Origin of the sequence: Xanthomonas sp. AM6 (assembly GCF_025665335.1) — a bacterium.
GTDB lineage: Bacteria > Pseudomonadota > Gammaproteobacteria > Xanthomonadales > Xanthomonadaceae > Xanthomonas_A.
Genome location: NZ_CP106869.1, coordinates 4,725,829 through 4,749,242, shown reverse-complemented (window position 1 = coordinate 4,749,242; position 23,414 = coordinate 4,725,829). Strand labels below are relative to the sequence as shown.

Below are 23,414 nucleotides of genomic sequence, written 5' to 3'. Positions count from 1 at the left end.
TGTTCCCCCCTTGCGTTGCCGTCGAGCCCAGTCGAGCCATGAGCCAGCCTTCCCTTTCCGTCGTCGTCCCGGTGTTCAACGAACGCGACAACGTGCCGCCGCTGGTGGCCGAGATCGTCGCCGCGCTGCGCGGCGTGACCGACTTCGAGATCGTCTATGTCGACGACCATTCGCGCGACGACACCCTGGCCGTGCTCGACGCGCTGAAGGCGAGCGTGCCGGAGCTGCGGGTGCTGCACCATGTCACCCAGAGCGGGCAGAGCACCGCGGTGCGCAACGGGGTCAAGGCCGCGCGCGGCGCCTGGATCGCCACCCTGGACGGCGACGGCCAGAACGACCCGGCCGACATCCCCAAGCTGCTCGCCGCGCGCGCCGCCGCCGATGCGCAGGTCAAGCTGTTCGCCGGCTGGCGCGTGTCGCGGCAGGACTCGGGCAGCAAGCGCTGGGCCTCCAAGTGGGCCAACGCGATCCGCGCGCGCATGCTGCGCGACGACACTCCCGACACCGGCTGCGGCATCAAGCTGTTCGAGCGCGAGGCGTTCCTGGACCTGCCGTACTTCGACCACATGCACCGCTACCTGCCGGCGCTGATGCAGCGCGCCGGCTGGCGGACCCTGAGCGTGCCGGTGAACCACCGCCACCGCACCTCGGGCGTGTCCAAGTACAACAACCTCAACCGCGCGCTGGTCGGCATCCGCGACCTGCGCGGCGTAGCCTGGCTGATCGCGCGCAGCCGCCGCACCGTGGTGCAGGAGCGCTGAGATGGAAGTGCATTTCCTCAACGAACCGATCCAGGCGCTGTACTGGACCGGCCTGCACGTCACCGGCTGGAAGCTGATCGGCTACGTCGGCGCGCTGATGTTCGGCGGCCGCTGGCTGGTGCAGTTCGTCGCCTCCAAGCGCGCCGGCAAGCCGGTGATCCCGCGCCTGTTCTGGTACATGAGCGTGGTGGGCAGCCTGATGACGCTGAGCTACTTCCTGTTCTCGGCCAAGCAGGACTCGGTGGGCGTGCTGCAGAACCTGTTCCCCGCCTTCACCGCCTTCTACAGCCTGTACCTGGACATCAAGCACCGCGGCTGGCACCGCGACCGCGCGTCGCATTGAGGGTGGTGCGGTAGCGCTGAGGAAAGCCAAAGCGCTCGTTGCGAGCGCTTCCTTGTGGGAGGGACTTCAGTCCCGACGCCTTGCCATTTCCGCCATCGCGCTCTCGCGCATTTTTCCGACACGGCTCACGGGCGATCCCCGATAGCGCCACCATGCCGGCGCCGCGAAGCTGGCGCCATGCACATGCAACCCGCCAAAGGCTATCGCGCCCTGCGCGCAGGGCGTTGCACCGAGCCGGGCCGAATCTACCTAGTCACCACGGTGACCTGCGAGCGCCAACACCTGTTCGAGGACTGGCGTTGCGCCTGGGCCGCCGCGGCCTGTCTTTCCAATCCGGCGACCTGGGATTGCGCACGGTTGCTGTGCTGGGTGTTGATGCCCGATCACTGGCATGGGTTGCTTCTGCTGGACGGGTCCGGCCCGCTCTCGGCCGTCATGCAAAACGCCAAGGGCAGTGCGGCCAGGGCGGTGAATCTGGCACGGGGGCGCGGCGGATCGGTATGGATGCCGGGCTTTCACGACCATGCGCTGCGCCACGAGCGAGACATCTTGCCGAGTGCGCGCTACATCGTCGCCAATCCGTTGCGTGCGGGCCTGGTGGACAGGCTTGGCAGCTATCCCTATTGGGATGCGGTCTGGTTGGGTGCGGCGAAGGACGGAACGCCTGCCGCGACAGCGTGATCCGGATGGCGCACATGGATGAGCCGAGGGAATCTAGATAGCGTCCGGTCGTCGCTCCCGGCGACGAGCGAGGCGGCGATGTCGTCCTGCTCCGCGTCGCGACTGAAGTCGCTCCCACAGCGACTCGCCGACAGCGGAAGGGCACTGTGGCAGGAACATCGGCCCCAATGCCAGCGGTGACTGTCGACCCGATTGGTTCGATGATGCGCAGCGCGTCGCCGCTCAGTGTCGCCGTCTCCGGTCGGCGCCGTGCCAGGACTTCCGGCCCACCCCCTGCCGCGCCGGGGGTGCGATCATCGGGATCCCGTTCCCACTTGCCGCCACCGCCCATGCCGATCGCCAAGACCCCGCTGGCCGCTTCCCTGTTGCTCGCCCTCGCACTGGCCACGCCGGCGCTGGCCGCCGCGCCAGCCGCCGCGCCGCCAGCGGCGGCCGCGTCCGCCGCCGATGCCCGTTTCCAGGCCATCTACGAGAAGGAATGGAAGTGGCGGCAGGCGCAGGTCGGGCAGGCCGACGAGGACAGCGACAGCAGCGGCGACAACCCGCAGCTGCCCGACGTCGGCGCGGCGGCGCAGGCCGCGCGGCTGCAGGTGTGGCAGGACGTGCTGCGCCAGCTCGACGGCATCGATCCGGCGCAGCTGTCGGCCGACAACCAGGTCAACCTGGCGGTGTACCGCCCGCAGATCGAGAACCTGGCCGCCGCGGTGCGCCTGCGCGCCTACGAGATGCCGTTCAATTCCGACAGCTCGTTCTGGTCGGACCTGAGCTTCATGGCGCGGCGCACGCTGCGCACGCCGGCCGAATACCGCGCCTACATCGCGCGGTTGAACGACGTGCCGCGCTATTTCGCGCAGCAGACCGACAACATGCGCGCCGGGCTCAAGCGCGGTTTCAGCGTGCCGCGCGCGGTGCTGGAAGGCCGCGACGGCTCGATCGCCGGCGTCGCCGAACTGAAGGACCCCACCGCCGCGGCGCTGTACGCGCCGTTCAAGCGGCTGCCGGCGCAGATTCCGGCCGCCGAGCAGCAGGCGCTGCGCGAACAGGCGCAGGCGGCGCTCCGCGACAAGGTGATCCCGGCCTATGCGCAACTGCTGGCCTTCTACCGCCAGGAATACGTGCCGCAGGCGCGCACCACGCTGGCCGCCGAGGCGATGCCCGACGGCAAGGCCTACTACCGGCAGCAGATCCGCGAATACACCACGCTGGAAATGAGTCCCGAGCAGATCCACCAGATCGGCCTGCAGGAAGTGGCGCGGATCCAGAAGGAGATGGACACGATCATCAAGCAGGTCGGCTTCAAGGCGCCGGCGGGGCAGCAGACGTTCCCGGCGTTCCTGCAGTTCCTGCGCAGCGACCCGCAGTTCTACGTCAAGACGCCGCAGGAACTGCTGGACCGCGCCGCGTGGATCGCCAAGCGGGTGGACGGGGAAGTCGGCAAGTTCATCGGCACGCTGCCGCGCGGGCGCTTCACCATCGTGCCGGTGCCGCCGGAGATCGCCCCGTTCTGGACCGCCGGCCGCGGCGGCGTGGGCACCTACTGGCTCAACACCTACGACCTGCCGTCGCGCCCGCTGTACAACCTGCCGGCGCTGACCCTGCACGAATCCTCGCCCGGCCATTCGCTGCAGGGCGCGCTGGCCGAGGAGCAGGGCGCGCAGCCGGCGTTCCGCCGCGAGAACTACATCTCCGCCTACGGCGAGGGCTGGGCGCTGTACACCGAGAAGCTGGGCAAGGAGATGGGCATCTACGAGACCCCGTACGAGGATTTCGGCCGGCTCAGCTACGAGATGTGGCGCGCCTGCCGGCTGGTGATCGACACCGGCGTGCACCACAAGGGCTGGAGCCGCGACCGCGCGCTGGCCTACCTGCGCGAGCACACCGCGCTCAGCGAGCACGAGGTCACCACCGAGGTCGACCGCTACATCTCCTGGCCGGGCCAGGCGCTGAGCTACAAGCTCGGCGAGATCGCCATCGTCAAGCTGCGCGCCGAGGCCGAGCGCGAACTGGGCGCGGACTTCGACATCAAGGCCTTCCACGACGCCGTGCTGAAGCAGGGCTCGGTGCCGCTGCCGGTCCTGCAGCAGCAGGTGCGCGCGTTTATCGCCCAGAGCAAGCAGCAGCATCGGGCCGCCGCCGCAAAGCCCGCAGCGCGCACGCCCGAGTAACCCTGGCAACCAATAGAGTGCGCAATGCTCCTCCTTCTCCCACCGGGAGAAGGTGGCGCGCAGCGCCGGATGAGGGGACGGCTGCCAATGAGGTATCGCAGCCAGCGGACCACCTGCCAGGTGTCGCAGCCAGCGGGCCACCCAACGAGGTGTGGCTGCCAGTGGACAGCCAGCGAGGCGTAACAGCCAGCGCAGCACGCCAGCCAACGAAGAGGCAACCAGCGCCGCACGGGGCGCGCCCGCCGCCAACCACCTGCGCTCCCACCCAGCCTCCTGCGATTGTGTAACCCCTGCCGCATCGCTAGGCTGGCGCCATGTCCCTCCGCCGTGCCCGCCTGTTGTCCCCGTTGCTGCGCCTGATGGCGCTGGCGATGCTGGCGCTGGGTGTGCTGGTGGCGCCGGTGGCCTGCGCGCTGGGCGACGTGCATGCGCTGGCGCACGACCAGGCGCATGTGGACGAAGACGCCCCGCACCGCGCGGATGGCGACGGCAGCGGCGAACGCGATGGCGCCGGCCTGATGCACGCGCTGATGCACAGCGGCTATTGCCATGGACAGAGCCCGGCGCTGCTGTCGTCGCTGCTGTGGCAGGCGCTGCCGCCGGCCGCGCAGCTGCGCCCGGTCGCCGCGCACCAGGACTACCGCTCGCACCTGCTGGATACCCCGCTGCGCCCTCCGATCGCGGCGTGATGCACCGCCGGCGCCTGCCGGCCCGTCCATCATCCCCGACTCCGGAGACATCCCATGTGGTTGCGACTGGCGGCTGTTGCCGCCTTCGCGGTCGCGCCCTGCGCGTGGGCGCAGGCCGTGCCGCCCGATGCTGTGCTCACCCTGGACGACGCCTTCGCCCGCGTCGCCCGGACCCATCCCGACCTGCGCCTGGCCGACGGCCAGCGCCGCGTGCTCGCCGCCGAGGCCGAGCGCGACGCGCTGCGCCCGCCGCTGCGCCTGGGCGCGGAACTGGAGAACGCCTTCGGCAGCGGCGACGCGCGCGGCCTGGACCAGGCCGAACTGACCGTCAGCCTGGCCGGCGTGCTCGAACGCGGCGGCAAGCTCGACGCGCGCAGGACCCTGGCCCAGGCGCGCATCGACGCGCTGGCCCCGCAGCGCGAACTGGCGCGGCTGGACCTGCTCGCCGAGGTCGCGCGCCGCTACCTGGCGATCGCCGCCGCGGCGCAGCGCCAGGCCATCGCCGCCGCCGACCTGGCGCAGCGCCAGCGCACCGTCGCCGCCGCGCGGCAGCGGCTGCAGGCCGGCGCCTCGCCCGAATCGGTGCTGTTGACCGCGCAGGCGCTGCAGGCCCGCGCCGAACTGGACCGCGACCGCGCGCAGCAGGAGCACGCCGCCGCGCGGCGCCACCTGTCGGTGCTGTGGGGCGAGCGCGATCCGGGCTTCGTGCGCGTGGCCGGCGATCCGTTGGCGCTGCCGGCGGTGCCGGAGTTCGACGTGCTGGTTGCCCTGCTCGATGCGACGCCGGAACTGGCGCGGTTCGCCGGCGAGGCGCGCGTGCGCGAGGCGCGGCTGCGGCTGGCGCGCAGCCAGGCGCGGCCGGATCTGGACTGGCAGTTCGGCGTGCGCCGGCTGCAGGACGGCGACGCCACCGCGCTGATTGCCGGAGTCTCGCTGCCGCTGGGCAGCGCGTCGCGCGCGCAGCCGGAGATCCGTGCCGCCGAAGCCGAGCGCGAGTTGCTCGGCGTGGAGCGCCAGGCGCAGGCGTTGGCGCTGTACTCCACGCTCGCCGACGCGCACGGCCGTTACCGCGCCGCGCAGCTGGAAGTGGCGCGCACGCGCGAGGAGGTGCTGCCGATCCTGGCGCGCGCCGAGGCCGCCGCCGAGCGCGCCTACCGCGGCGGCGCGATCAGCTATCTGGAGTGGGCGCAACTGCAGGCCCAGCACGGCGATGCGCGGCGGCAGCAGCTCGCCGCCGCGATCGAGGCGCAGACCGCGCTGATCGAGATCCAGCGTTTGACCGGGCAGCCGTTCGTGACCGCGGGCGCGGAGGCGCCGCGATGAGCCGCGCGCCGCTGTCGCGCATCCGTTGCGCGTGGCGTCGGCTGGCGTCCCCGCTGGCTGCGGCACCGGCGCAAAGACGCGCGTGGCCGTGGTCCACAGGTCGGGTCAACGGCAGCGCCGCGGATGCCTCGTGCCACTGGTTGCCGACCGGCACGGCCGTCCTCGGGCCCGCTGCGCCACGCCGCCCGCAGCGCCTGCGCCGCGAGCGGAACGCAGCGCGGCTGTCGTGCACGGCGCCAGGCGATGCCAGCCGCTGTGCGGGGCACGGCGATTGCCATTGCCGGTCGCTGCCGCCTGACGTGGCGCCGCGCGAGCCGCGCCACGCAGCGCCGGCGAACGCCATCGCTCGCGACCACCCTTTCCCAACGCCTGGCGTCCACCGCCGGCGTCTCTCAGGACTGCCTACGATGAAAACCAAATCCACCGCGCTGATCGCGCCATCGCTGTTGGCGTTGCTGGCACTCCTGCTCGGCGGCTGCGCCGGCGGCGAGGGCCGCGACACCCACGGCACTCACGATGAAACCGACGCGCACGGCGCAGCCGGCGACGCCCACGCCGAGGAAGCGCGCAAGGGCGCGCACGGCGGCCGCCTGCTCGAGCAGGACGGCCACGCGGTCGAACTGGCGATCGCCGAGGACGGCACGCCGCCGGCCTACCAGGCCTGGCTGTACCGCGACGGCAAGCCGTTGCCGCCCGCCGCCGGCAGCGTCGAGGTGCGGCTCAAGCGCCTGGGCGGCGCCGCCGAGACGCATCGCCTGCGCGCACGCGACGACGGCAGCCTGCTGGCCGACAGCGTGGTGGAGGAGCCGCACTCCTTCGACGTGGAGGTGCGCGCCACGGTGCAGGGCAAGGCGCTGCGCTGGACCTATCCCAGCTACGAAGGGCGCACCGGGATCGCGGCGAAGATCGCCGCCGACGCCGGCATCCGCGTCGCGCCGGTCGGCCCCGGCAGCATCGCCGACGAGCACGAGGTGCAGGGCCTGCTGACCCCGGCCGAAGGCGCGCAGGCCCAGGCCACCGCGCGTTTCCCCGGGCCGGTGCGCAGCCTGCGCGCCAACGTCGGCGACCGCGTGCGCGCCGGGCAGGCGCTGGCCACGGTGGAGAGCAACCTCAGCCTGACCACCTACACCGTGACCGCGCCGATCGCCGGCACGGTGCTGGCGCGCAACGCCAGCGTGGGCAGCGCGGCCGGCGAAGGCCAGGCGCTGTTCGAGATCGCCGACCTGTCCACGCTGTGGGTGGACCTGCACATCTTCGGCGCCGACGCCGGGCACATCGCCGCCGGCGCGCCGGTGACGGTGACCCGGATCAGCGACGGCGCGGTCGCGCAGACCACGCTGGAACGCGTACTGCCGGGCACCGCCACCGCCAGCCAGAGCACGGTGGCGCGCGCGGTGCTGCGCAACGACGACGGCCTGTGGCGGCCGGGCTCGGCGGTGAAGGCGAAGGTGACGGTGGCGCAGCAGCCGGCCGCGCTGGTGGTGCCGGCGACCGCCTTGCAGAGCTTCCGCGACTGGGACGTGGTGTTCGTGCGCGTCGGCGACACCTACGAAGTGCGGCCGCTGCGGATCGGCGCGCGCGATGCGCGCCAGGTGCAGGTGCTGTCCGGGCTGCAGGCCGGCGACCAGGTGGTGGTGGAGCAGAGCTACCTGGTCAAGGCGGACATCGAGAAGTCGGGGGCATCGCATGATCATTGAGCTGCGCATCGCGCGCCCCTGTAGGAGCGGCTTCAGCCGCGACCGACACCCGAACGTAAACGCGATGCCGGCAGAGCGGTCGCGGCTGAAGTCGCTCCTACAGAAAAGCACCGCGTTTGACGCCGCGCACGGAGGCCGCCGCCATGCTCGCTAACCTGATCCGCTTCGCCATCGCGCAGCGCTGGCTGATGCTGGCGCTGACCGGGGTGCTGGTCGCGGTCGGCGCGTGGAGCTTCTCGCGCCTGCCGATCGATGCCACGCCGGACATCACCAACGTGCAGGTGCAGGTCAACACCGCCGCGCCCGGCTACTCGCCGCTGGAGGCCGAGCAGCGCGTCACCTTCCCGCTGGAAACGGTGCTGGCCGGATTGCCGGGGCTGGAATCCACCCGCTCGCTGTCGCGCTACGGGCTGTCGCAGGTCACCGCGGTATTCGCCGACGGCACCGACCTGTATTTCGCACGGCAGCAGGTGGCCGAACGCCTGCAGCAGGTGAAGTCGCAGTTGCCGCCGGAACTGGAGCCGCAGCTCGGGCCGATCGCCACCGGCCTGGGCGAGATCTTCATGTACACGGTCGAGGCCAAGCCGAACGCGCGCAAGCCCGACGGCACCGCGTGGACCGCCACCGACCTGCGCACGCTGCAGGACTGGGTGGTGCGGCCGCAGCTGCGCAACGTGCCGGGCGTGACCGAGGTCAACACCATCGGCGGCTATGCGCGGCAGATCCACATCACCCCGGACCCGGCGCGGCTGGTCGCGCTCGGCTTCACCCTGGACGACGTGGCGCGCGCGGTGCAGGCCAATAACCGCAACGTCGGTGCCGGCTACATCGAACGCAATGGCCAGCAGTTCCTGGTGCGGGTGCCGGGACAGGTCAGCGGCCTCGCCGAGATCGGCGCGATCGTGCTGGACCGGCGCGAAGGCGTGCCGATCCGGGTGCGCGACGTGGCCCAGGTCGGCGAGGGGCCGGAGCTGCGCACCGGCGCCGCCACCCAGGACGGCAGCGAAGTGGTGCTGGGCACGGTGTTCATGCTGGTCGGCGCCAACAGCCGCGCGGTGGCGCAGGCCTCGGCGGCCCGGCTCGAGCAGGCCAACCGCAGCCTGCCGCCGGGCGTGCGGGCGGTGCCGGTGTACGACCGCACCGCGCTGGTCGACCGCACCATCGCCACCGTGGCCAGGAACCTGGTCGAAGGCGCGCTGCTGGTGATCGCGGTGCTGTTCCTGCTGCTGGGCAATTTCCGCGCGGCGCTGATCACCGCGGCGGTGATCCCGCTGGCGATGCTGTTCACCCTCACCGGCATGGTCCGCGGCGGCGTGTCCGGCAACCTGATGAGCCTGGGCGCGCTGGATTTCGGGCTGATCGTCGATGGCGCGGTGATCATCGTGGAGAACTGCCTGCGCCGCTTCGGCGACGCGCAGCAGCGCCTGGGCCGCGTGCTCGGCGCCGCCGAGCGCTTCGAGCTGACCGCGCAGGCCACCGCCGAGGTGATCCGTCCCAGCCTGTTCGGCGTGGGCATCATCGCCGCGGTGTACCTGCCGGTGTTCGCGCTGACCGGCATCGAAGGCAAGATGTTCCACCCGATGGCGATCACCGTGGTGCTGGCGCTGACCGGGGCGATGCTGCTGTCGCTGACCTTCGTGCCGGCGGCGATCGCGCTGGCGCTGGGCGGCAAGGTCGCCGAGCACGACAACCGCGCGATGCGCTGGGCGCGGCAGGCGTACGCGCCGCTGCTGGACGGCGCGCTGCGCCACGCGCGCTGGATCGGCGCTGGCGCGCTGGCGCTGGTGCTGCTGTGCGGCGTGCTGGCCACGCGCCTGGGCACCGAGTTCATTCCCAACCTCGACGAAGGCGACATCGCCCTGCACGCGCTGCGCATTCCCGGCACCAGCCTGGAACAGGCGATCGCCATGCAGGCCACGCTGGAGCGGCGGATCAAGCGGTTCCCGGAAGTGGCGCACGTGTTCGGCAAGCTCGGCACCGCCGAGGTCGCCACCGATCCGATGCCGCCGTCGGTGGCCGACACCTTCCTGATCATGAAGCCGCGCGCGCAGTGGCCCGATCCGCGCAAGCCCAAGGCGCAGCTGCTGGCCGAGATCGAGGCGGCGGTGCAGCAGCTGCCCGGCAACAACTACGAGTTCACCCAGCCGATCCAGATGCGCATGAACGAGCTGATCTCCGGCGTGCGCGCGGACGTGGCGATCAAGCTCTACGGCGACGACCTGGACACGCTGGTGGCGGTCGGCCGGCGCATCGAGGACGTCGCCCGCACCGTGCCCGGCGCGGCCGACGTCAAGCTCGAGCAGGCCACCGGCCTGCCGATGCTGACGGTGCTGCCGGACCGCACCGCGCTGGCCGGCTACGGACTCAATCCCGGCGTGGTGCAGGACACGGTGGCCGCCGCGGTGGGCGGGCAGGACGCCGGGCAACTGTTCGAAGGCGACCGCCGTTTCGCCATCGTGGTGCGCCTGCCCGAAGCGCTGCGGCAGGATCCGGCGGCACTGGCCGACCTGCCGATCCCCTTGCGCGGCGACGGCGAGCGCGGCGACGCCGACGAGTCCAGCCGCGCGCCCGGCTGGCGCAGCGGCGCGCCGATCACCGTGCCGCTGCGCGAGGTGGCCAAGGTGCAAACGGTGCTGGGGCCGAATCAGATCAACCGCGACGACGGCAAGCGCCGCATCGTGGTCACCGCCAACGTGCGCGACCGCGACCTGGGCGGCTTCGTCGCCGAGTTGCAGCGCCGCGTCGAGGCCGACGTCGCCCTGCCCAGCGGCTACTGGATCGGCTACGGCGGCACCTTCGAGCAGCTGATCTCGGCCGGGCAGCGCCTGGCCTGGGTGGTGCCAGCCACGCTGCTGCTGATCTTCGTCCTGCTGTACTGGTCGTTCGGCTCGCTGCGCGACGCGGCGATCGTGTTCAGCGGCGTGCCGCTGGCGCTGACCGGCGGCGTGGTCGCGCTGGCGCTGCGCGGCATCCCGCTGTCGATCTCCGCCGGGGTCGGCTTCATCGCGCTGTCCGGGGTGGCGGTGCTCAACGGGCTGGTGATGATCGCCTTCGTGCGCAAGCTGCGCGAGGACGGCCTGGCGCTGGAACAGGCGCTGCGCGAGGGCGCCCTGGCGCGGCTGCGGCCGGTGCTGATGACCGCGCTGGTGGCGGCGCTGGGCTTCGTGCCGATGGCGTTCAACGTCGGCGCCGGCGCGGAGGTGCAGCGGCCGCTGGCCACGGTGGTGATCGGCGGCATCGTCTCCTCCACGCTGCTGACCCTGCTGGTGCTGCCGGTGCTGTACCGCTGGCTGCACCGGCGCGACAATGCCGCATCGGCGTCCGCCACCGCGGATGCTGCGACGCTGGCGAGGTGAGCGATGGCCGACAGCTGCTGCGGGTGCGGCAAAACCGTGGACGTGGCGGCGCTGCACGCCCGCCAGCGGCGGGTGCTGTGGTGGGTGCTGGCGATCAACGCCGGCACCTTCGCGATGCTGCTGGGCAGCGCCTGGCACAGCGGCTCGGCCTCGCTGCTGTCCGGCAGCCTGGACAACCTCGGCGACGCGCTGACCTATGCGCTGAGCCTGGCGGTGGTCGGCGCCAGCCTGGCGGCCAAGGCGCGGGTGGCCCTGCTCAAGGCCGCGCTGATCCTGGCCGCGGCGCTGGCGGTGGCCGCCGGCATCGGCTGGAAGCTGCTGCATCCGCAGCTGCCGCTGTTCGAGAGCATGGGCGTGGCCGCGGCGCTGAACCTGGCGGCGAACCTGCTGTGCCTGCGCCTGCTGTGGCCGTACCGCCGCGGCGACATCAACCTGGCCTCGGCCTGGGCGTGCTCGCTCAACGACGTCTACGAGGGCGGCGCGGTGATCGCCGCCAGCGTGGCGGTGTGGGCGTTCGGCGCCGGCTGGCCGGACCTGCTGATCGCCGCGGCGCTGCTGCTGCTGTTCCTGCGCTCGGCCTGGCGGGTGGCGCGGCGCGCCTGGGCGGAGCTGCGCCAGGCCCGCGCGCTGCCGGTAAGTGCTTGCGGCACAAAGGAAAGCCATGCATAATGCGCGGCTCGCTGTGCCCGGCTTCGGTCGGAACGGCGGCCGGACACGCGATCTCCGGCCGGCCTTCCCCAGCGTAACTGCTTGATTTCCCACGTCGCGTGGCGGCCCGCAAGGCTGCCGGGGCCGCCGTCTCCCAGGCTATGGGCGACTCAAACTATCTATCGAGGTGCGTAATGTCCCGCGTATGCCAAGTGTCCGGCAAGCGTGTGCAGACGGGTAACAACGTCTCCCACGCCAACAACAGAACCCGTCGCCGCTTCCTGCCCAACCTGCACGAGCGCCGCTTCTGGGTCGCCAGCGAGAACCGCTGGGTCAAGCTGAAGGTTTCCGCGCACGCGTTGCGCACCATCGACAAGAACGGCATCGACGCCGTTCTGGCTGAGCTGCGCGCGCGCGGCGAAAAGGTCTGAGGAGCAAGCAATCATGGCAGGCAAGCGTGACAAGATCCGTATGATTTCCTCGGCCGCCACCGGCCACTTCTACACCACGGACAAGAACAAGAAGAACACTCCGGGGAAGATGGAAATGATGAAGTACGACCCGGTCGTGCGTAAGCACGTGATGTACAAGGAAGGCAAGATCAAGTGATCGCCTGATCGCTGGATCGCTTTTCGAGGTCGACACGAAACCCGCCGCAAGGCGGGTTTCGTCTTTGTGGCGTGCGGTGTCACTTGTGAGCATCGGCCCAAGCGGTGTGTGCGCCGCGCGACAGAGGCCGGCGGCGCCGGATCGGAATCAGCGACGCGCTGCCGGCGCGCAAGCCCCGCGCATCATCCGTGCCGTCGGCTTCGGCGCGCACGCCCCGCTTCTGCCGATCCCGACTCCCCCCTCCCGACTCCCGGCCTCACCAATACAACCGCATCGGATTGTCGACCAGCAGCTTGCGCTGCAGCTCGGCGGTCGGCGCGATGCGCGGGATGACGTCGACCAGCGCGCCGTCGTCGGGCATGTGCTGTTTCATGTTCGGATGCGGCCAGTCGGTGCCCCACAGCACGCGATCCGGGAAGCGCTCGACCAGGTACCTGGCGAACGGCACCACGTCGTCGTAGCCGGGCGGACCGGAGCGCGACAACCGCTCCGGACAGCTGACCTTGCTCCAGATGTTGCCGTGCTCGGCCAGCAGGCGCACGAAGCGCTGGAATTCCGGTCCGTCCACCGGCTGGGTCACATCCGGCCGGCCCATGTGGTCGACCACCACCGTGGTCGGCAGCGAGGTGAAGAAATCCCAGCGCTCGGCCAGGTCGGCGGCCTCGAAATACACCACCACCTGCCAGCCGAGCGCGGCGATGCGGTCGATGATGCGGCGGTAGTAGGCATCGGGCTTGGGATCGACCAGCCGGCGCACGAAGTTGAAGCGCACGCCGCGCACGCCGGCGTCGTGCAGTGCCTGCAGCTCCGCGTCGCCGACGCTGTCGCGCACCGTGGCGATGCCGCGCGCACGCGCGCCGGCGGCGCGCAGCGCATCGACCATAGCGCGGTTGTCGGCGCCGTGGCAGGTGGCCTGCACGATCACGTTGCGCTCGAAGCCGAGGAAATCGCGCAGCGCGAACAGCCGTTCCTTGCCGGCGTCGCACGGCGTGTACTTGCGCTCGGGCGCATACGCGAACACCTCGCCCGGACCGAACACGTGGCAGTGCGCGTCCACCGCGCCCGGCGGCGGCACGAACCGCGGTTTGCTCGGGGCCGGATCGAAATCCAGCCAGTCGGCATCCTTCTGGAACGTGCCCGTCGCCAGCGTACCCATCACAGACCCCTCGCCTTCAGCTGCGCATCCAGGCGCGGATACACGCGCCGCGCGTTGGCCTCGAACACCTTGCGCTTGTCGGCGTCGGATATCGCCAGCGCGTCGATGTAGCGCTTGGTGTCGTCGAAATGGTGGCCGGTCTGCGGATCGATGCCGCGCACCGCGCCGACCATCTCCGAGCCGAACAGGATGTTGTCGATGTCGATCACCTCGAACAGCAGGTCGATGCCGGGTTGATGATAGACGCAGGTGTCGAAGAACACGTTGCGCATCACGTGCTCGGACAGCGGCGGTTTGCCCAGCATGTCGGCCAGGCCGCGGAAACGGCCCCAGTGGTAGGGCACCGCGCCGCCGCCGTGCGGAATGACGAAGCGCAGGTCCGGAAAATCGCGGAACAGGTCGCCCTGCAGGAACTGCATGAACGCGGTGGTGTCGGCGTTGAGGTAGTGCGCGCCGGTGGCGTGGAAGTTGCCGTTGCAGCTGCCGGACACGTGCACCATCGCCGGCACGTCCAGTTCGACCATCTTCTCGAAGAACGGATACCAGGCCCTGTCGGTCAGCGGCAGGCCGGTCCAGTGCCCGCCGGACGGGTCCGGGTTGAGGTTGCAGCCGACGAAGCCGAGCTCGTTCACGCAACGCTCCAGTTCGGCGATCGAGCGCGCGATCGGCACGTTCGGCGATTGCGGCAACTGGCACACGCCGATGAAGCTCTCCGGGTACAGCTGCACCACGCGCGCGATCAGGTCGTTGCAGCGCCGCGTCCAGGCCTGGCTCACCGCCTCGTCGCCGATGTGGTGGGCCATGGCGCTGGCGCGCGGCGAGAAGATGGTCATGTCGGCGCCGCGTTCGCGCAGCAGCCGCAGCTGGTGTTGCTCGACGCTGTCGCGGATCGCATCGTCGGAGATGCGCGGATAGTCCGGTGCCGGCTGTGCGGGGTCGTCGAAATGCGCGACCTGCGCCTTGCGGAAGGCGTCGTGTGCGGCCGGGGCGGTGGTGTAGTGGCCGTGGCAGTCGATGATCATGGGAAGCCTCGGTGGGGGAGGGGAGGAGTCACCAGCCGAACAGCTGGGCGAAATGCACGTCCACGCGCAATCCCAGGATCAGCGCATCGGGGATGTCGGTGGTGCGGGTGGGGGCGTAGATCGGATCGGGATTGATCACGTACTGAATGTTGGGCATCAGCACGATGCCGGGACGCAGCGCGTAGCCGTAGCTGATCTCGCCCAGGATCTCGTCGTTGTGCGGCGTGCCGCTGCCGCCGTGGCGGATGCGGCGGTCGCGCAGGTAGGCCATCTGCTCGGGGTCGAAGTGGGTATCGGAGACGAACATCGCGAACGTGTCCTGGTCGCGGCCGGCGAAGGTGCCGGTCTTCACCAGCCCCGCGGCGGCGAAGTACTGCACTGGAGCGACGTTGCCGGTGTTGACGAAGTAGCGCCCGAACAGCGCCAGGTTGCGCTTGCCCGCGCCGCGCCACACGGTCTGGTCGAGCATCGCGTAGGCGCCGGTGCGGGCGCCGTCCAGGCTGGCGAAGGCCTTGCCGGTGCGCCCGGCCGAGTTGCCGTTGACGTCGAAGTACGGGCTCTTGCCGCCGTCGCTGTTGCGATAGGCGCCGATGCGGACGGTACGCGGCAGGCGCGCGTTGGCGAAGCTGGTCTGGTAGCCGATCTCGCCGGCGCTGAGGGTGCCGGTGCCTTTGCCGAGCGAGAAGTCCACGCCGTTCTTGCCGGCGGCGTTGAGCGCGTTGTCGTAGTCGAACACGCCGGCCTGTGCGTACCAGCGCGCATCGACGTCGTAGCGCAGCATCGCCGCCCACGAGGAGTTGGGGTAGGCGGTGATGCCGATGTCGGTGATCGGGCCGAACGGCGTCAGGCAGATCGCGTTGCTCATGAACGCGCAGTTGAGCGGCGAATTGTTGAAGTAGCTGTTCAACGGCGCGCGGCCGAGGGTGACGCTCAGCCCGTTGTCGAAGCGGTGCTTGACGGTGAGCCGGGTCAGGCGCCCGCCGGCGACCGGGCGCCAGGTCTGCTGCACGCTGATCGAGCTGCCGATCTCCTCGCGCGCCAGGTTGTCGCCGGCGAACCACGCGGCCTGCACGTCGACCTCGGTTTTGCGCACGCCGAACAGCGTGTCCAGGTCGAGCCTGGACTGGGCCATGAACCAGTACGAGGCGGCGGTGCCCTGATCGACGCCGCCGACCGGATTGCCGGCCAGGTTGCCGACGAAGTCGAAGGTCAGATCGATGCCGTCCGGCGCCTTGCCGGCCTTGACCTTGGCGGCCGGCGTGGACGGCGGGGCGGTCTGGACCTGCGCCAGCGCCGGTGCGATGCCGCCGCCGGCGAGTCCGCCCAGCAGCAGGGTCAGCGAGGAAGGGGTGATGCGAGACACGGAGCCTCCTGTCCGGCCTGGCGGCCGGAACGACGGTTCGGGCGGCGCCCCGGTGCGACCGGGGCATGCGATCAGGGCGTGGTGGCGGCCAGGTAGCGGCGGCGCAGCGCGCGGTTGCCGACGCGTTCGGCGAGCACGGCGTGGTCGAGCTTGCCCTCCCACTTGGCGATCACGATGGTGGCCACCGAGTTGCCGACCAGGTTCACGAAGGTCAGGCCTTCGGCCAGGATGCGGTGGATGCCCAGGATCAGCGCGATGCTCGCCACCGGGATGGTGCCGGTGGTGGACAGCGTCGCCGCCAGCACCACGAATGCCGCGCCGGCCACCCCGGCCGCGCCCTTGGAGGTGAGCAGCAGTACCGCGATCAGGCCCAGTTCGTGCCAGACGGTCAGCGGCGTGTTGGTCGCCTGGGCCAGGAACACCGCCACCGTGGTCAGGTACAGGCAGGTGCCGTCGAGGTTGAACGAATAGCCGGCGGGGATCACGAAGCCGACCACGCCCTCCTCGCAGCCGAGCGCCTTCATCTTCTCGATCAGCCGCGGCAGCACCGTCTCGGTGGAGGTGGTGGCGGCGACGATGACGATCTCGTCGCGGATGTACACCAGCAGCCGCCACAGGCTGACCCCGCACCACCAGCACACCGCGCCGAGCACGACCGCGGTGAACAGCGCGCAGACCAAGAAGAACTCGATGATCAGTTCGCCCAGCGCCATCAGCGAGTCGGCGCCGAACTGTCCGACGGTGAAGGCGATCGCGCCGAACGCGCCGACCGGAGCGAAGTACATGACGTAGCCGATGACCCGGAACAGCGTCTGCGACGTGCCTTCGATCACCCGCATCACCGGCTCGCCGCGCTCGCCGATCGCCGCCAGGCCCACTCCGAACAGCACCGACACGAACAGCACCTGCAGCACGTGCGCCTCGGTGAACGCGCTGACCAGCGTGGTGGGGATGATGTTCATCAGGTACGCGGTGACCGACTGATCGTGCGCGGTGTTGACGTAGTTCTTGATGCTGCTGCCGTCCAGGCTGGCCGGGTCGATGTTCATGCCGGCGCCGGGTTGCCACAGGTCGACCGCGACCAGGCCGACGATCAGCGCCAGGATGGTGATCGCCTCGAAGTAGATCAGCGACTTCAGTGCCAGCCGGCCCACGCTGCGCATGTCGCGCATGCCGGCGATGCCGTGCACCACGGTGACGAAGATGATCGGTCCGATCATCATCCGGATCAGCTTGATGAAGGCATCGCCGAACGGTTTCATCGCAGTGCCGGTGCCCGGCGCAAGCCAGCCCAGCAACACGCCGATCAGCGTGCCGATCAGCACCTGGAACCAGAGTTGCCCGAAGATTCCGAAGCGGCGCGGCCGCTTCTCCACGATTGTCATGACTACCCTCCCAGGCAATGATGGTGTACGCCGGTTCAGTCGAACAGGCGGCCGTCGAAGAGCTTGCGTGCGGTGCGCAGGACCGCGGCGCGGACCACCGCGCCGTGTTCGTCGAGATCGATCACGCAGGCGGTACTGCCGCTGGGGTGCTCGACTTGGAGCTGTTGGCGGCGCCCGCCGGGCAGCGTCGCCAGCGCATGCGCCGGCGACGCCGGCAACAGGCAGGCGCTGGCGACGCTGACCGCGCCGAGCACGCCGATCGAGGCATGGCAGCGGTGCGGGATGAACGAGCGCACGCAGATCGTGCCGCCGTCGCGCGGCGCGGCGACCAGCATCATCTTCGGCACGGTCTTGTCGGCGACCTCGCCCAGGCGCATGCGCGGGCCGGCCTGCAGGCGGATCGCCTCCAGCCGCGCCTTCAGCGCCGCGTCGGCGTCGAGCGTGGCGCGGTCTTCGTAGCCGCTGATGCCGACGTCGCTGGCGCGCAGCACCACGCACGGCATGCCGTTGTCGATCAGCGTCACCGCGATGCCGTCGATCGTGTCCACCGCGTTGCCGCTGGGCAGCAACGCGCCGCAGGACGAACCGGCGATATCGGCGAACGCCAGCGGGACCGGCGCGGCGCTGCCGGGCACGCCATCGATGCGCGCGTCGCCGTCGTAGCGCACGCGGCCGCCGGGCGTCTCCACCGTGGCGGTGGCGAGCTTGCCGGTGTTGCGCATGAAGATGCGCACGTCGGTGCGCTCGCCGCTGGCGGCGACCAGGCCGCGCTCGAGCGCGAACGGGCCGACCGCGGCGAGCATGTTGCCGCAGTTCTGCGCATCGCTGACCAGCGCCTGCTCGACGGAGACCTGCAGGAACAGGTAGTCGACATCTGCGTCGTCGCGGCTGGAGCGCGATACCACCGCGACCTTGGAGGTCAGCGGATCGGCGCCGCCCATGCCGTCGATCTGGCGCGCATCCGGCGAGCCGTAGGCGCGCAGCAGGAACGCATCGCGCGCGGCGACGTCGGCCGGCAGGTCGTCGGCCAGGAAGAAGCCGCCCTTGGAGGTGCCGCCGCGCATCCACATCGCACGCACGCCGTGTCCGTGCGGATCGCGCGCCGCCGTCGCGGCTGGCGCCGGCGTGGTTGCGCGCACCGGGTCAGTCGACATAGGTCAGCCCCTTGGCCGCCAGGCGCTCGCGCATGGCGTAGATGTCCAGGCCGAGCTCGCCGTTGGCCAGGCGCGCGCGTTTGGCCTGTTCGCGCGCCTCGCGCGCCTGCGCCTCGGCCAGCACGCGCGCGGCATCGGCGCGCGGCACCACGCAGACCCCGTCGTCGTCGGCCACGACCACGTCGCCGGGCTGCACCAGCGCGCCGGCGCAGACCAGCGGCAGGTTGACCGAGCCCAGCGTCTCCTTGACCGTGCCCTGCGCGCAGATCGCGCGGCTCCAGACCGGGAAGCGCATCGCGGTGAGGTCGCGCACGTCGCGCACCCCGGCATCGATGATCAGGCCGCGGCAGCCGCGCGCCTGCGCCGAGGTGGCGAGCAGGTCGCCGAAATAACCATCGCAGCAGTCGCTGGTCGGCGCCACCACCAGCACGTCGCCGTCGCGCAGCTGCTCGATCGCCACGTGCATCATCCAGTTGTCGCCCGGCGGCACCGACACGGTGACCGCACTGCCGGCGATGCGTGCGCCGGCATAGACGGGCCGCAGCCGGTGGTGCAGCAGGCCGTTGCGCCCCTGCGCCTCGTGCGCGGTGGCGACGCCGACCTGGGCCAGGCCGTGGAGCAGTGCCGGCGCGGCGCGCTCGATCCGGGTGACGACCTTGGACATCCATCCATCCTCGTTAGGGGTGGCGAAGTCTGTGTGTGGAACCTCGTACAGCTCAAGATCGTTTTGCGACACGCCCATTGGCTTTGGTTATAGTTCGGACGTGCAAGCGAAAACCGAACTCAACCTGCGGCACCTGCACGCGCTGGCCGTGGTGCGCCACGTCGGCGGCATCAGCGCGGCCGCGCCGCTGGTCAATCTCTCGCAACCGGCATTGACGCAGGCGGTCGCACGCCTGGAAAGCCAGTTCGGCCTGGCCCTGTTCGACCGCCAGCCCGGCGGCATGGCCGCCACCGAGGCGGCGCAGCTGCTGGTGCCGCGGATCGAGCGCGCACTGGGCTACATCGCCCGCGGCGTGCAGCTGGCGCGGCGTTCGCAGCGCCTGCCGGCGATCGCGGCGGTGGAGCGGCGGGTGACGCTGGGCCAGCTGCGCGCGCTGGCCGCGGTCGACACCGCCGGCAGCTATTCGCTGGCGGCGGAACGCTCGGGCGTGTCGCAGCCGGCGATCTACCGCGCGGTGCACGAGCTGGCCGAGGCGATCGAAGTGCCGCTGACAGTGCGTCGCGGCAGGACCGTGCAGCCCACGCCGGCGGCCATGCGCATGCTCAGGCTGGTGCGGCTGGCGCTGTCCGAACTGGGCGCCGGCATGGAGGAAGTGGCCGGGCTGCGCTCCAAGGACGCCGGCCGCGTCACCCTGGGGGTGATGCCGCTGGCGCGCGCGATCCTGCTGCCGCAGGTGCTGGCGCGCTTCGCGCGCGCGCACCCCGGCGCCACCGTGAACGTGGTGGAAGGCCCGTACGCGGAATTGCTCGGGCATCTGCGCGAAGGCGGGTTGGATCTGCTGATCGGTGCGCTGCGCGACCGCTTGCCGGTGCGCGACGTGGTGCAGGAAGGCCTGTTCGACGACGACCCGGTCATCGTCGGCCGCGCCGGGCATCCGCTGGCCGGGCGCGATTTCGGCTTCGCGCGGCTGCTGGAGTTTCCGTGGGTGGTGGCCGCCACCGGCGCGCCGGTGCGCGCGCGCTGGGAGCGCATGTTCCGCGAGCAGGCGCTGGAGCCGCCGCGCTTGCGCATCGAGTGCGGCTCAGTGCTGATCATCCGCGGCCTGTTGCTGGAGGACGACTGGCTGACGCTGATGTCGCGCGACCAGTTCCTGTTCGAGCGCCGCGCCGGCCTGCTGTGCGAAATCGGCACGGCGGGCCCGAGCGTGCGCCGCAGGATCGGCATGACCACGCGCGCCGACTGGCATCCCACGCGGCTGCAGTCGGCGTTCGTGGCCACCTTCCGCAGGGTATGCGCCGAACGCGAGGCATCGCCGGCGCTGGCCCCGTGGCCGTTCCGGCATCCGGCGCCGGACCGCTGAGAAGGCTTGCGTTTGCCGCCGCAGCCCGCAGAATCGGGCGACTTGGCTTGCGAAGGGTCGCGATGCTGCCGTTCTGGTTGGAAGGCACCTGGCTGCTGGCGCTGGACTGGCTGATCCGGCTGGTGGCGCTGTTGTGGATCCCTGCGCGGACCACGCCCGGCGCGGCGCGCAGCTGGCTGCTGCTGGTGGGCTTCGTGCCGGTGCTGGGGCTGCCGCTGTATCTGCTGCTCGGCCATCCGTGGCTGTCGCGCGAGCGCATCCAGCGCCAGGCGCAGGCCTCGCAGGTGATCCGCGAGCAGCAGGTGCCGCTGACCGCGTTGCGCTGGACCCCGCCGGCCGACACCGCGATCGCCGAGGTGGTGCCGCTGATCGAGCGCCAGGGCGACTTCATGCCGACCCACGGCAACACGGTGGAACTGCTGGACCGCTACGCGGCCTCGTTGCAGGCGCTGATCGACGACATCGATGCGGCGGTGGAGCGCGTGCACCTGCTGTACTACCTGATGTTCGACGATGCGGTCGGCGACGCGGTGGTGGCCGCGTTGCTGCGCGCCGCCGCGCGTGGCGTGCGCTGCCGCCTGCTGCTCGACGCGCGCGGCGGCCGCCGCGGCCTGCGCCGCTATCGCAAGCGCCTGCGTGCGGCGGGGGTCGAGGTGCAGGCGCTGCTGCCGGGCGGGCTGCGCTGGCGCCGCAGCGGGCGCATGGACCTGCGCAACCACCGCAAGATCGCGGTGATCGACAACCGCGTCGGCTACATCGGCTCGCAGAACCTGGCCGCCGCCGAGTTCGTGCGCGGCCACCCCAACCGCGAGCTGGTGGCGCGGGTGCAGGGGCCGGTGGTCGCGCACCTGGAGGCGGTGTTCGCCAGCGACTGGTTCATCGAGACCGGGCAGCGCCTGCGCGTGACCGAGGTCACCGCGGTGCACGGGGCCGACACCGCCACCCAGTTGCTGCCCAGCGGCCCGGCGTATCCGTTCGAGAACGCGCGCGATGCGGTCAATGCGCTGATCCACCTGGCGCGGCGGCGGATCGTGATGGTGACGCCGTACTTCGTGCCGGACGAGGCCACGCTCAGCGCCCTGCGCATCGCCGCGCTGTCCGGGGTGGACGTGCAGCTGATCCTGTCGGAGAGCAGCAACCAGCGGCTCACCGCCTGGGCGCAGGAGGCCTACTACGACGAGTTGCTGCGCAGCGGGGTCAAGATCGCGCTGTACCGGCCGTGCTTCCTGCACGCCAAGCACCTGAGCGTGGACGAAGGCATCGCCCTGGTCGGCTCGATCAATCTGGACATCCGCTCCTTCGCGCTGAACGCGGAGATCGGCGTGCTGTGCTATTGCAGCGAGGTGGTGAAGCGGCTGCGCGCGGTGGAGGCCGATTACCTGGCCGATGCGCGCGTCCTGTCGCTGGCGGCGTGGCGCAAGCGCCCGGCATGGCGGCGCAGCCGCGAAGGCATCGCGCGGCTGGCCGACGCGCTGATGTGAAATGCGCGCAGGTGACAGCATGATGTCGCCGCCATGCGCGATCCTTGTCGCCACATGCGCGATGGTTCTCAGTCGCGAACGGAGCCGGCGCGGGCATCCCTTACAATCGCCGGCATGAGCGACCTGCTGCCCACTGCATCCGATGGCGACTGCGACTGCGATATCGCCATCGTCGGCGGCGGTGCGGCCGGCACCCTGGTCGCGTTGCAGGTGCTGCGTCAGGCCACGCGCGCGCTGCGGCTGCAGCTGGTCGAACCGCAGGCCGCGCTGGCGCAGGGCGTGGCCTATGCGACGCCCTGCGCGGAGCACCTGCTGAACGTGCCGGCCGGGCGCATGAGCGCCTTCGCCGAGCTGCCCGACGATTTCCTCGACTGGCTGCAGCAGCAGGCCCTGTATCCGGCGCTGGACCGCGCCGCGCTGGCGCAGGCCTACGTGCAACGCCGCCACTACGCCGATTACCTGCGCGCGCGCCTGGCGCAGGCGCAGGCCGCAAGCCCGGCGCAGCTGCAATGGCGGCAGGAGCGGGCGCTGGCGCTGGACCGCGACGACCGGGGCCAGGCATTGCGGCTGCACGGCGGCGCTACGCTGCGCGCGCAGGCGACGGTGCTGGCGCTGGGCAACAGCCTGCGTCCGCTGCCGGCGCGCGGCGCCTCCAGCCTGCCCGCGCAGGCGCGCGTGGACGCCTGGAACCACGCCCAGCTGCGCGCCATCCCGCGCGAGGCCACCGTGTGCATCGTCGGCGCCGGCCTGAGCATGGCCGACAGCGTGCTGACCCTGCTGGCCAATGCGCATCGCGGCCCGGTGCACGTGATCTCGCGGCATGCCTTGCTGCCGCTGCCGCATGTCGTGCACGCCGACCACGCGGCGGCCGATTTCGACCCGCAGCCGTTGCTGGCGCTGCCGTTGCGCCACCGCCTGCGCGCGCTGCGCCGGCATGCGGCCGCCGCGCAGGCGCGCGGCCTGCCGTGGCAGAGCGTGATGGATCGGCTGCGGCCGCTGGGCCAGGCGCTGTGGCAATCGCTGTCGGCCACCGAGCAACGCCGTTTCCTGCGCCATGCGGTGCGCTACTGGGACGTGCACCGGCACCGCATCGCCGCGCCGGTATTCGATCAGTTGCAGGCGATGCGCCAAGCCGGCCAGCTGCGCGTGCACCGCGCGCGGCTGGACACGGTGTTCCCGGTCGGCGCCTGCGTGCAGGTCAACGCGGTCGGCCCCGACGGCCTGGCGCTGCAACTGGACGCCCATTACCTGGTCAACGCCACCGGCGTGGAACTGCGTGCGCAGACCATGCGCAGCCCGCTGCTGCACCAGCTGCTGGGTTGCGGTCACGCCATGCCCGGCCCGCACGGCATCGGCGTGGCCACCGCGCCCGACGGCGCGCTGCGCGACGCCGACGGCCGCGCCGATCCGCGCATCCGCGTGCTCGGCAGCCTGCGTATCGGCAGCCTGTGGGAAAGCCTGGCGATCCCGGAACTGCGCGTGCAGGCGCAACAGCAGGCACAGGCGTTGCTGCGCGAGCTGCTGCCGGCGAGCGCCGGCACGAAGTGACGGTGGCTT

20 protein-coding genes are annotated in these 23,414 nt (G+C 71.2%); 14 read left to right on the top strand and 6 right to left on the bottom strand.

The genetic code is table 11. The features are described from left to right. Nucleotides 1–38 precede the first annotated feature (38 nt). The 11 genes from OCJ37_RS20360 to rpmG all read left to right on the top strand — a co-directional run bounded on the left by OCJ37_RS20360 (nt 39) and on the right by rpmG (nt 12,272). On the top strand, nt 39–761 hold the full coding sequence (locus OCJ37_RS20360) for a glycosyltransferase family 2 protein (protein ID WP_263111489.1): 723 nt from the start codon (nt 39–41) through the stop codon (nt 759–761). 1 nt (nt 762) lies between these two features. Continuing rightward, nucleotides 763–1,104, top strand: a complete 342-nt coding sequence (locus OCJ37_RS20355; protein WP_263111488.1) for a lipid-A-disaccharide synthase N-terminal domain-containing protein — start codon at nt 763–765, stop codon at nt 1,102–1,104. A 183-nt stretch (nt 1,105–1,287) separates the two neighbouring features. Continuing rightward, nucleotides 1,288–1,785 carry an REP-associated tyrosine transposase gene (locus OCJ37_RS20350; RefSeq protein WP_263113751.1) on the top strand — a complete coding sequence of 166 codons (498 nt, stop codon included), beginning with the start codon at nt 1,288–1,290 and terminating at the stop codon, nt 1,783–1,785. A gap of 329 nt (nt 1,786–2,114) precedes the next feature. Continuing rightward, nucleotides 2,115–3,950: a DUF885 domain-containing protein gene (locus tag OCJ37_RS20345; protein ID WP_263111487.1), complete on the top strand. Its 1,836-nt coding sequence runs from the start codon at nt 2,115–2,117 to the stop codon at nt 3,948–3,950. 314 nt (nt 3,951–4,264) lie between these two features. Next, nucleotides 4,265–4,639: a hypothetical protein gene (locus OCJ37_RS20340; protein ID WP_263111486.1), complete on the top strand. Its 375-nt coding sequence runs from the start codon at nt 4,265–4,267 to the stop codon at nt 4,637–4,639. Between the two features lie 54 nt (nt 4,640–4,693). Beyond that, nucleotides 4,694–5,962, top strand: a complete 1,269-nt coding sequence (locus OCJ37_RS20335; protein ID WP_263111485.1) for a TolC family protein — start codon at nt 4,694–4,696, stop codon at nt 5,960–5,962. Nucleotides 5,963–6,369: 407 nt separating this feature from the next. Continuing rightward, nucleotides 6,370–7,659: an efflux RND transporter periplasmic adaptor subunit gene (locus OCJ37_RS20330; protein WP_263111484.1), complete on the top strand. Its 1,290-nt coding sequence runs from the start codon at nt 6,370–6,372 to the stop codon at nt 7,657–7,659. A gap of 143 nt (nt 7,660–7,802) precedes the next feature. Beyond that, nucleotides 7,803–11,015 carry an efflux RND transporter permease subunit gene (locus OCJ37_RS20325; RefSeq protein WP_263111483.1) on the top strand — a complete coding sequence of 1,071 codons (3,213 nt, stop codon included), beginning with the start codon at nt 7,803–7,805 and terminating at the stop codon, nt 11,013–11,015. Nucleotides 11,016–11,018: 3 nt separating this feature from the next. After that, nucleotides 11,019–11,684: a cation efflux transmembrane domain-containing protein gene (locus OCJ37_RS20320; protein ID WP_263111482.1), complete on the top strand. Its 666-nt coding sequence runs from the start codon at nt 11,019–11,021 to the stop codon at nt 11,682–11,684. Nucleotides 11,685–11,857: 173 nt separating this feature from the next. After that, nucleotides 11,858–12,094, top strand: a complete 237-nt coding sequence (gene rpmB, locus OCJ37_RS20315) for a 50S ribosomal protein L28 (protein ID WP_145704052.1) — start codon at nt 11,858–11,860, stop codon at nt 12,092–12,094. A gap of 10 nt (nt 12,095–12,104) precedes the next feature. Next, entirely contained in the window at nt 12,105–12,272 is a 168-nt protein-coding gene (gene rpmG / locus OCJ37_RS20310) for a 50S ribosomal protein L33 (RefSeq protein WP_170874102.1), read from the top strand. Nucleotides 12,273–12,528: 256 nt separating this feature from the next. On the opposite strand, the gene OCJ37_RS20305 is transcribed toward rpmG, so the two are convergent. From OCJ37_RS20305 to OCJ37_RS20280, 6 genes are all read right to left on the bottom strand, one after another. After that, the gene (locus OCJ37_RS20305; RefSeq protein WP_263111481.1) at nt 12,529–13,428 is read right to left on the bottom strand and encodes an amidohydrolase family protein; all 900 of its coding nucleotides are present in this window, start codon (nt 13,426–13,428) and stop codon (nt 12,529–12,531) included. Next, entirely contained in the window at nt 13,428–14,450 is a 1,023-nt protein-coding gene (locus OCJ37_RS20300) for an amidohydrolase family protein (RefSeq protein WP_263111480.1), read from the bottom strand. Before OCJ37_RS20300 ends, OCJ37_RS20305 begins: the two co-directional genes overlap by 1 nt. Nucleotides 14,451–14,478: 28 nt before the next feature. Beyond that, nucleotides 14,479–15,813 carry a carbohydrate porin gene (locus OCJ37_RS20295; protein ID WP_263111479.1) on the bottom strand — a complete coding sequence of 445 codons (1,335 nt, stop codon included), beginning with the start codon at nt 15,811–15,813 and terminating at the stop codon, nt 14,479–14,481. 71 nt (nt 15,814–15,884) lie between these two features. After that, the gene (gene dctA, locus OCJ37_RS20290) at nt 15,885–17,198 is read right to left on the bottom strand and encodes a C4-dicarboxylate transporter DctA (RefSeq protein WP_263111478.1); all 1,314 of its coding nucleotides are present in this window, start codon (nt 17,196–17,198) and stop codon (nt 15,885–15,887) included. Nucleotides 17,199–17,233: 35 nt separating this feature from the next. After that, nucleotides 17,234–18,268, bottom strand: a complete 1,035-nt coding sequence (locus tag OCJ37_RS20285) for a 4-oxalomesaconate tautomerase (RefSeq protein WP_263113750.1) — start codon at nt 18,266–18,268, stop codon at nt 17,234–17,236. A 73-nt stretch (nt 18,269–18,341) separates the two neighbouring features. After that, on the bottom strand, nt 18,342–19,016 hold the full coding sequence (locus OCJ37_RS20280; protein ID WP_263111477.1) for a 4-carboxy-4-hydroxy-2-oxoadipate aldolase/oxaloacetate decarboxylase: 675 nt from the start codon (nt 19,014–19,016) through the stop codon (nt 18,342–18,344). A gap of 100 nt (nt 19,017–19,116) precedes the next feature. Here OCJ37_RS20280 and OCJ37_RS20275 point away from each other — a divergent pair, with 100 nt between their 5' ends. The 3 genes from OCJ37_RS20275 (at nt 19,117) to OCJ37_RS20265 (ending at nt 23,405) form a co-directional block, all read left to right on the top strand. Further along, complete coding sequence (locus tag OCJ37_RS20275) at nt 19,117–20,376, top strand: LysR family transcriptional regulator (RefSeq protein WP_317633202.1); 1,260 nt, start codon at nt 19,117–19,119, stop codon at nt 20,374–20,376. Between the two features lie 62 nt (nt 20,377–20,438). After that, nucleotides 20,439–21,857 carry a cardiolipin synthase gene (gene cls, locus OCJ37_RS20270; RefSeq protein ID WP_263111476.1) on the top strand — a complete coding sequence of 473 codons (1,419 nt, stop codon included), beginning with the start codon at nt 20,439–20,441 and terminating at the stop codon, nt 21,855–21,857. A gap of 114 nt (nt 21,858–21,971) precedes the next feature. Continuing rightward, entirely contained in the window at nt 21,972–23,405 is a 1,434-nt protein-coding gene (locus OCJ37_RS20265) for an FAD/NAD(P)-binding protein (RefSeq protein ID WP_263111475.1), read from the top strand. Nucleotides 23,406–23,414: the final 9 nt, after the last annotated feature.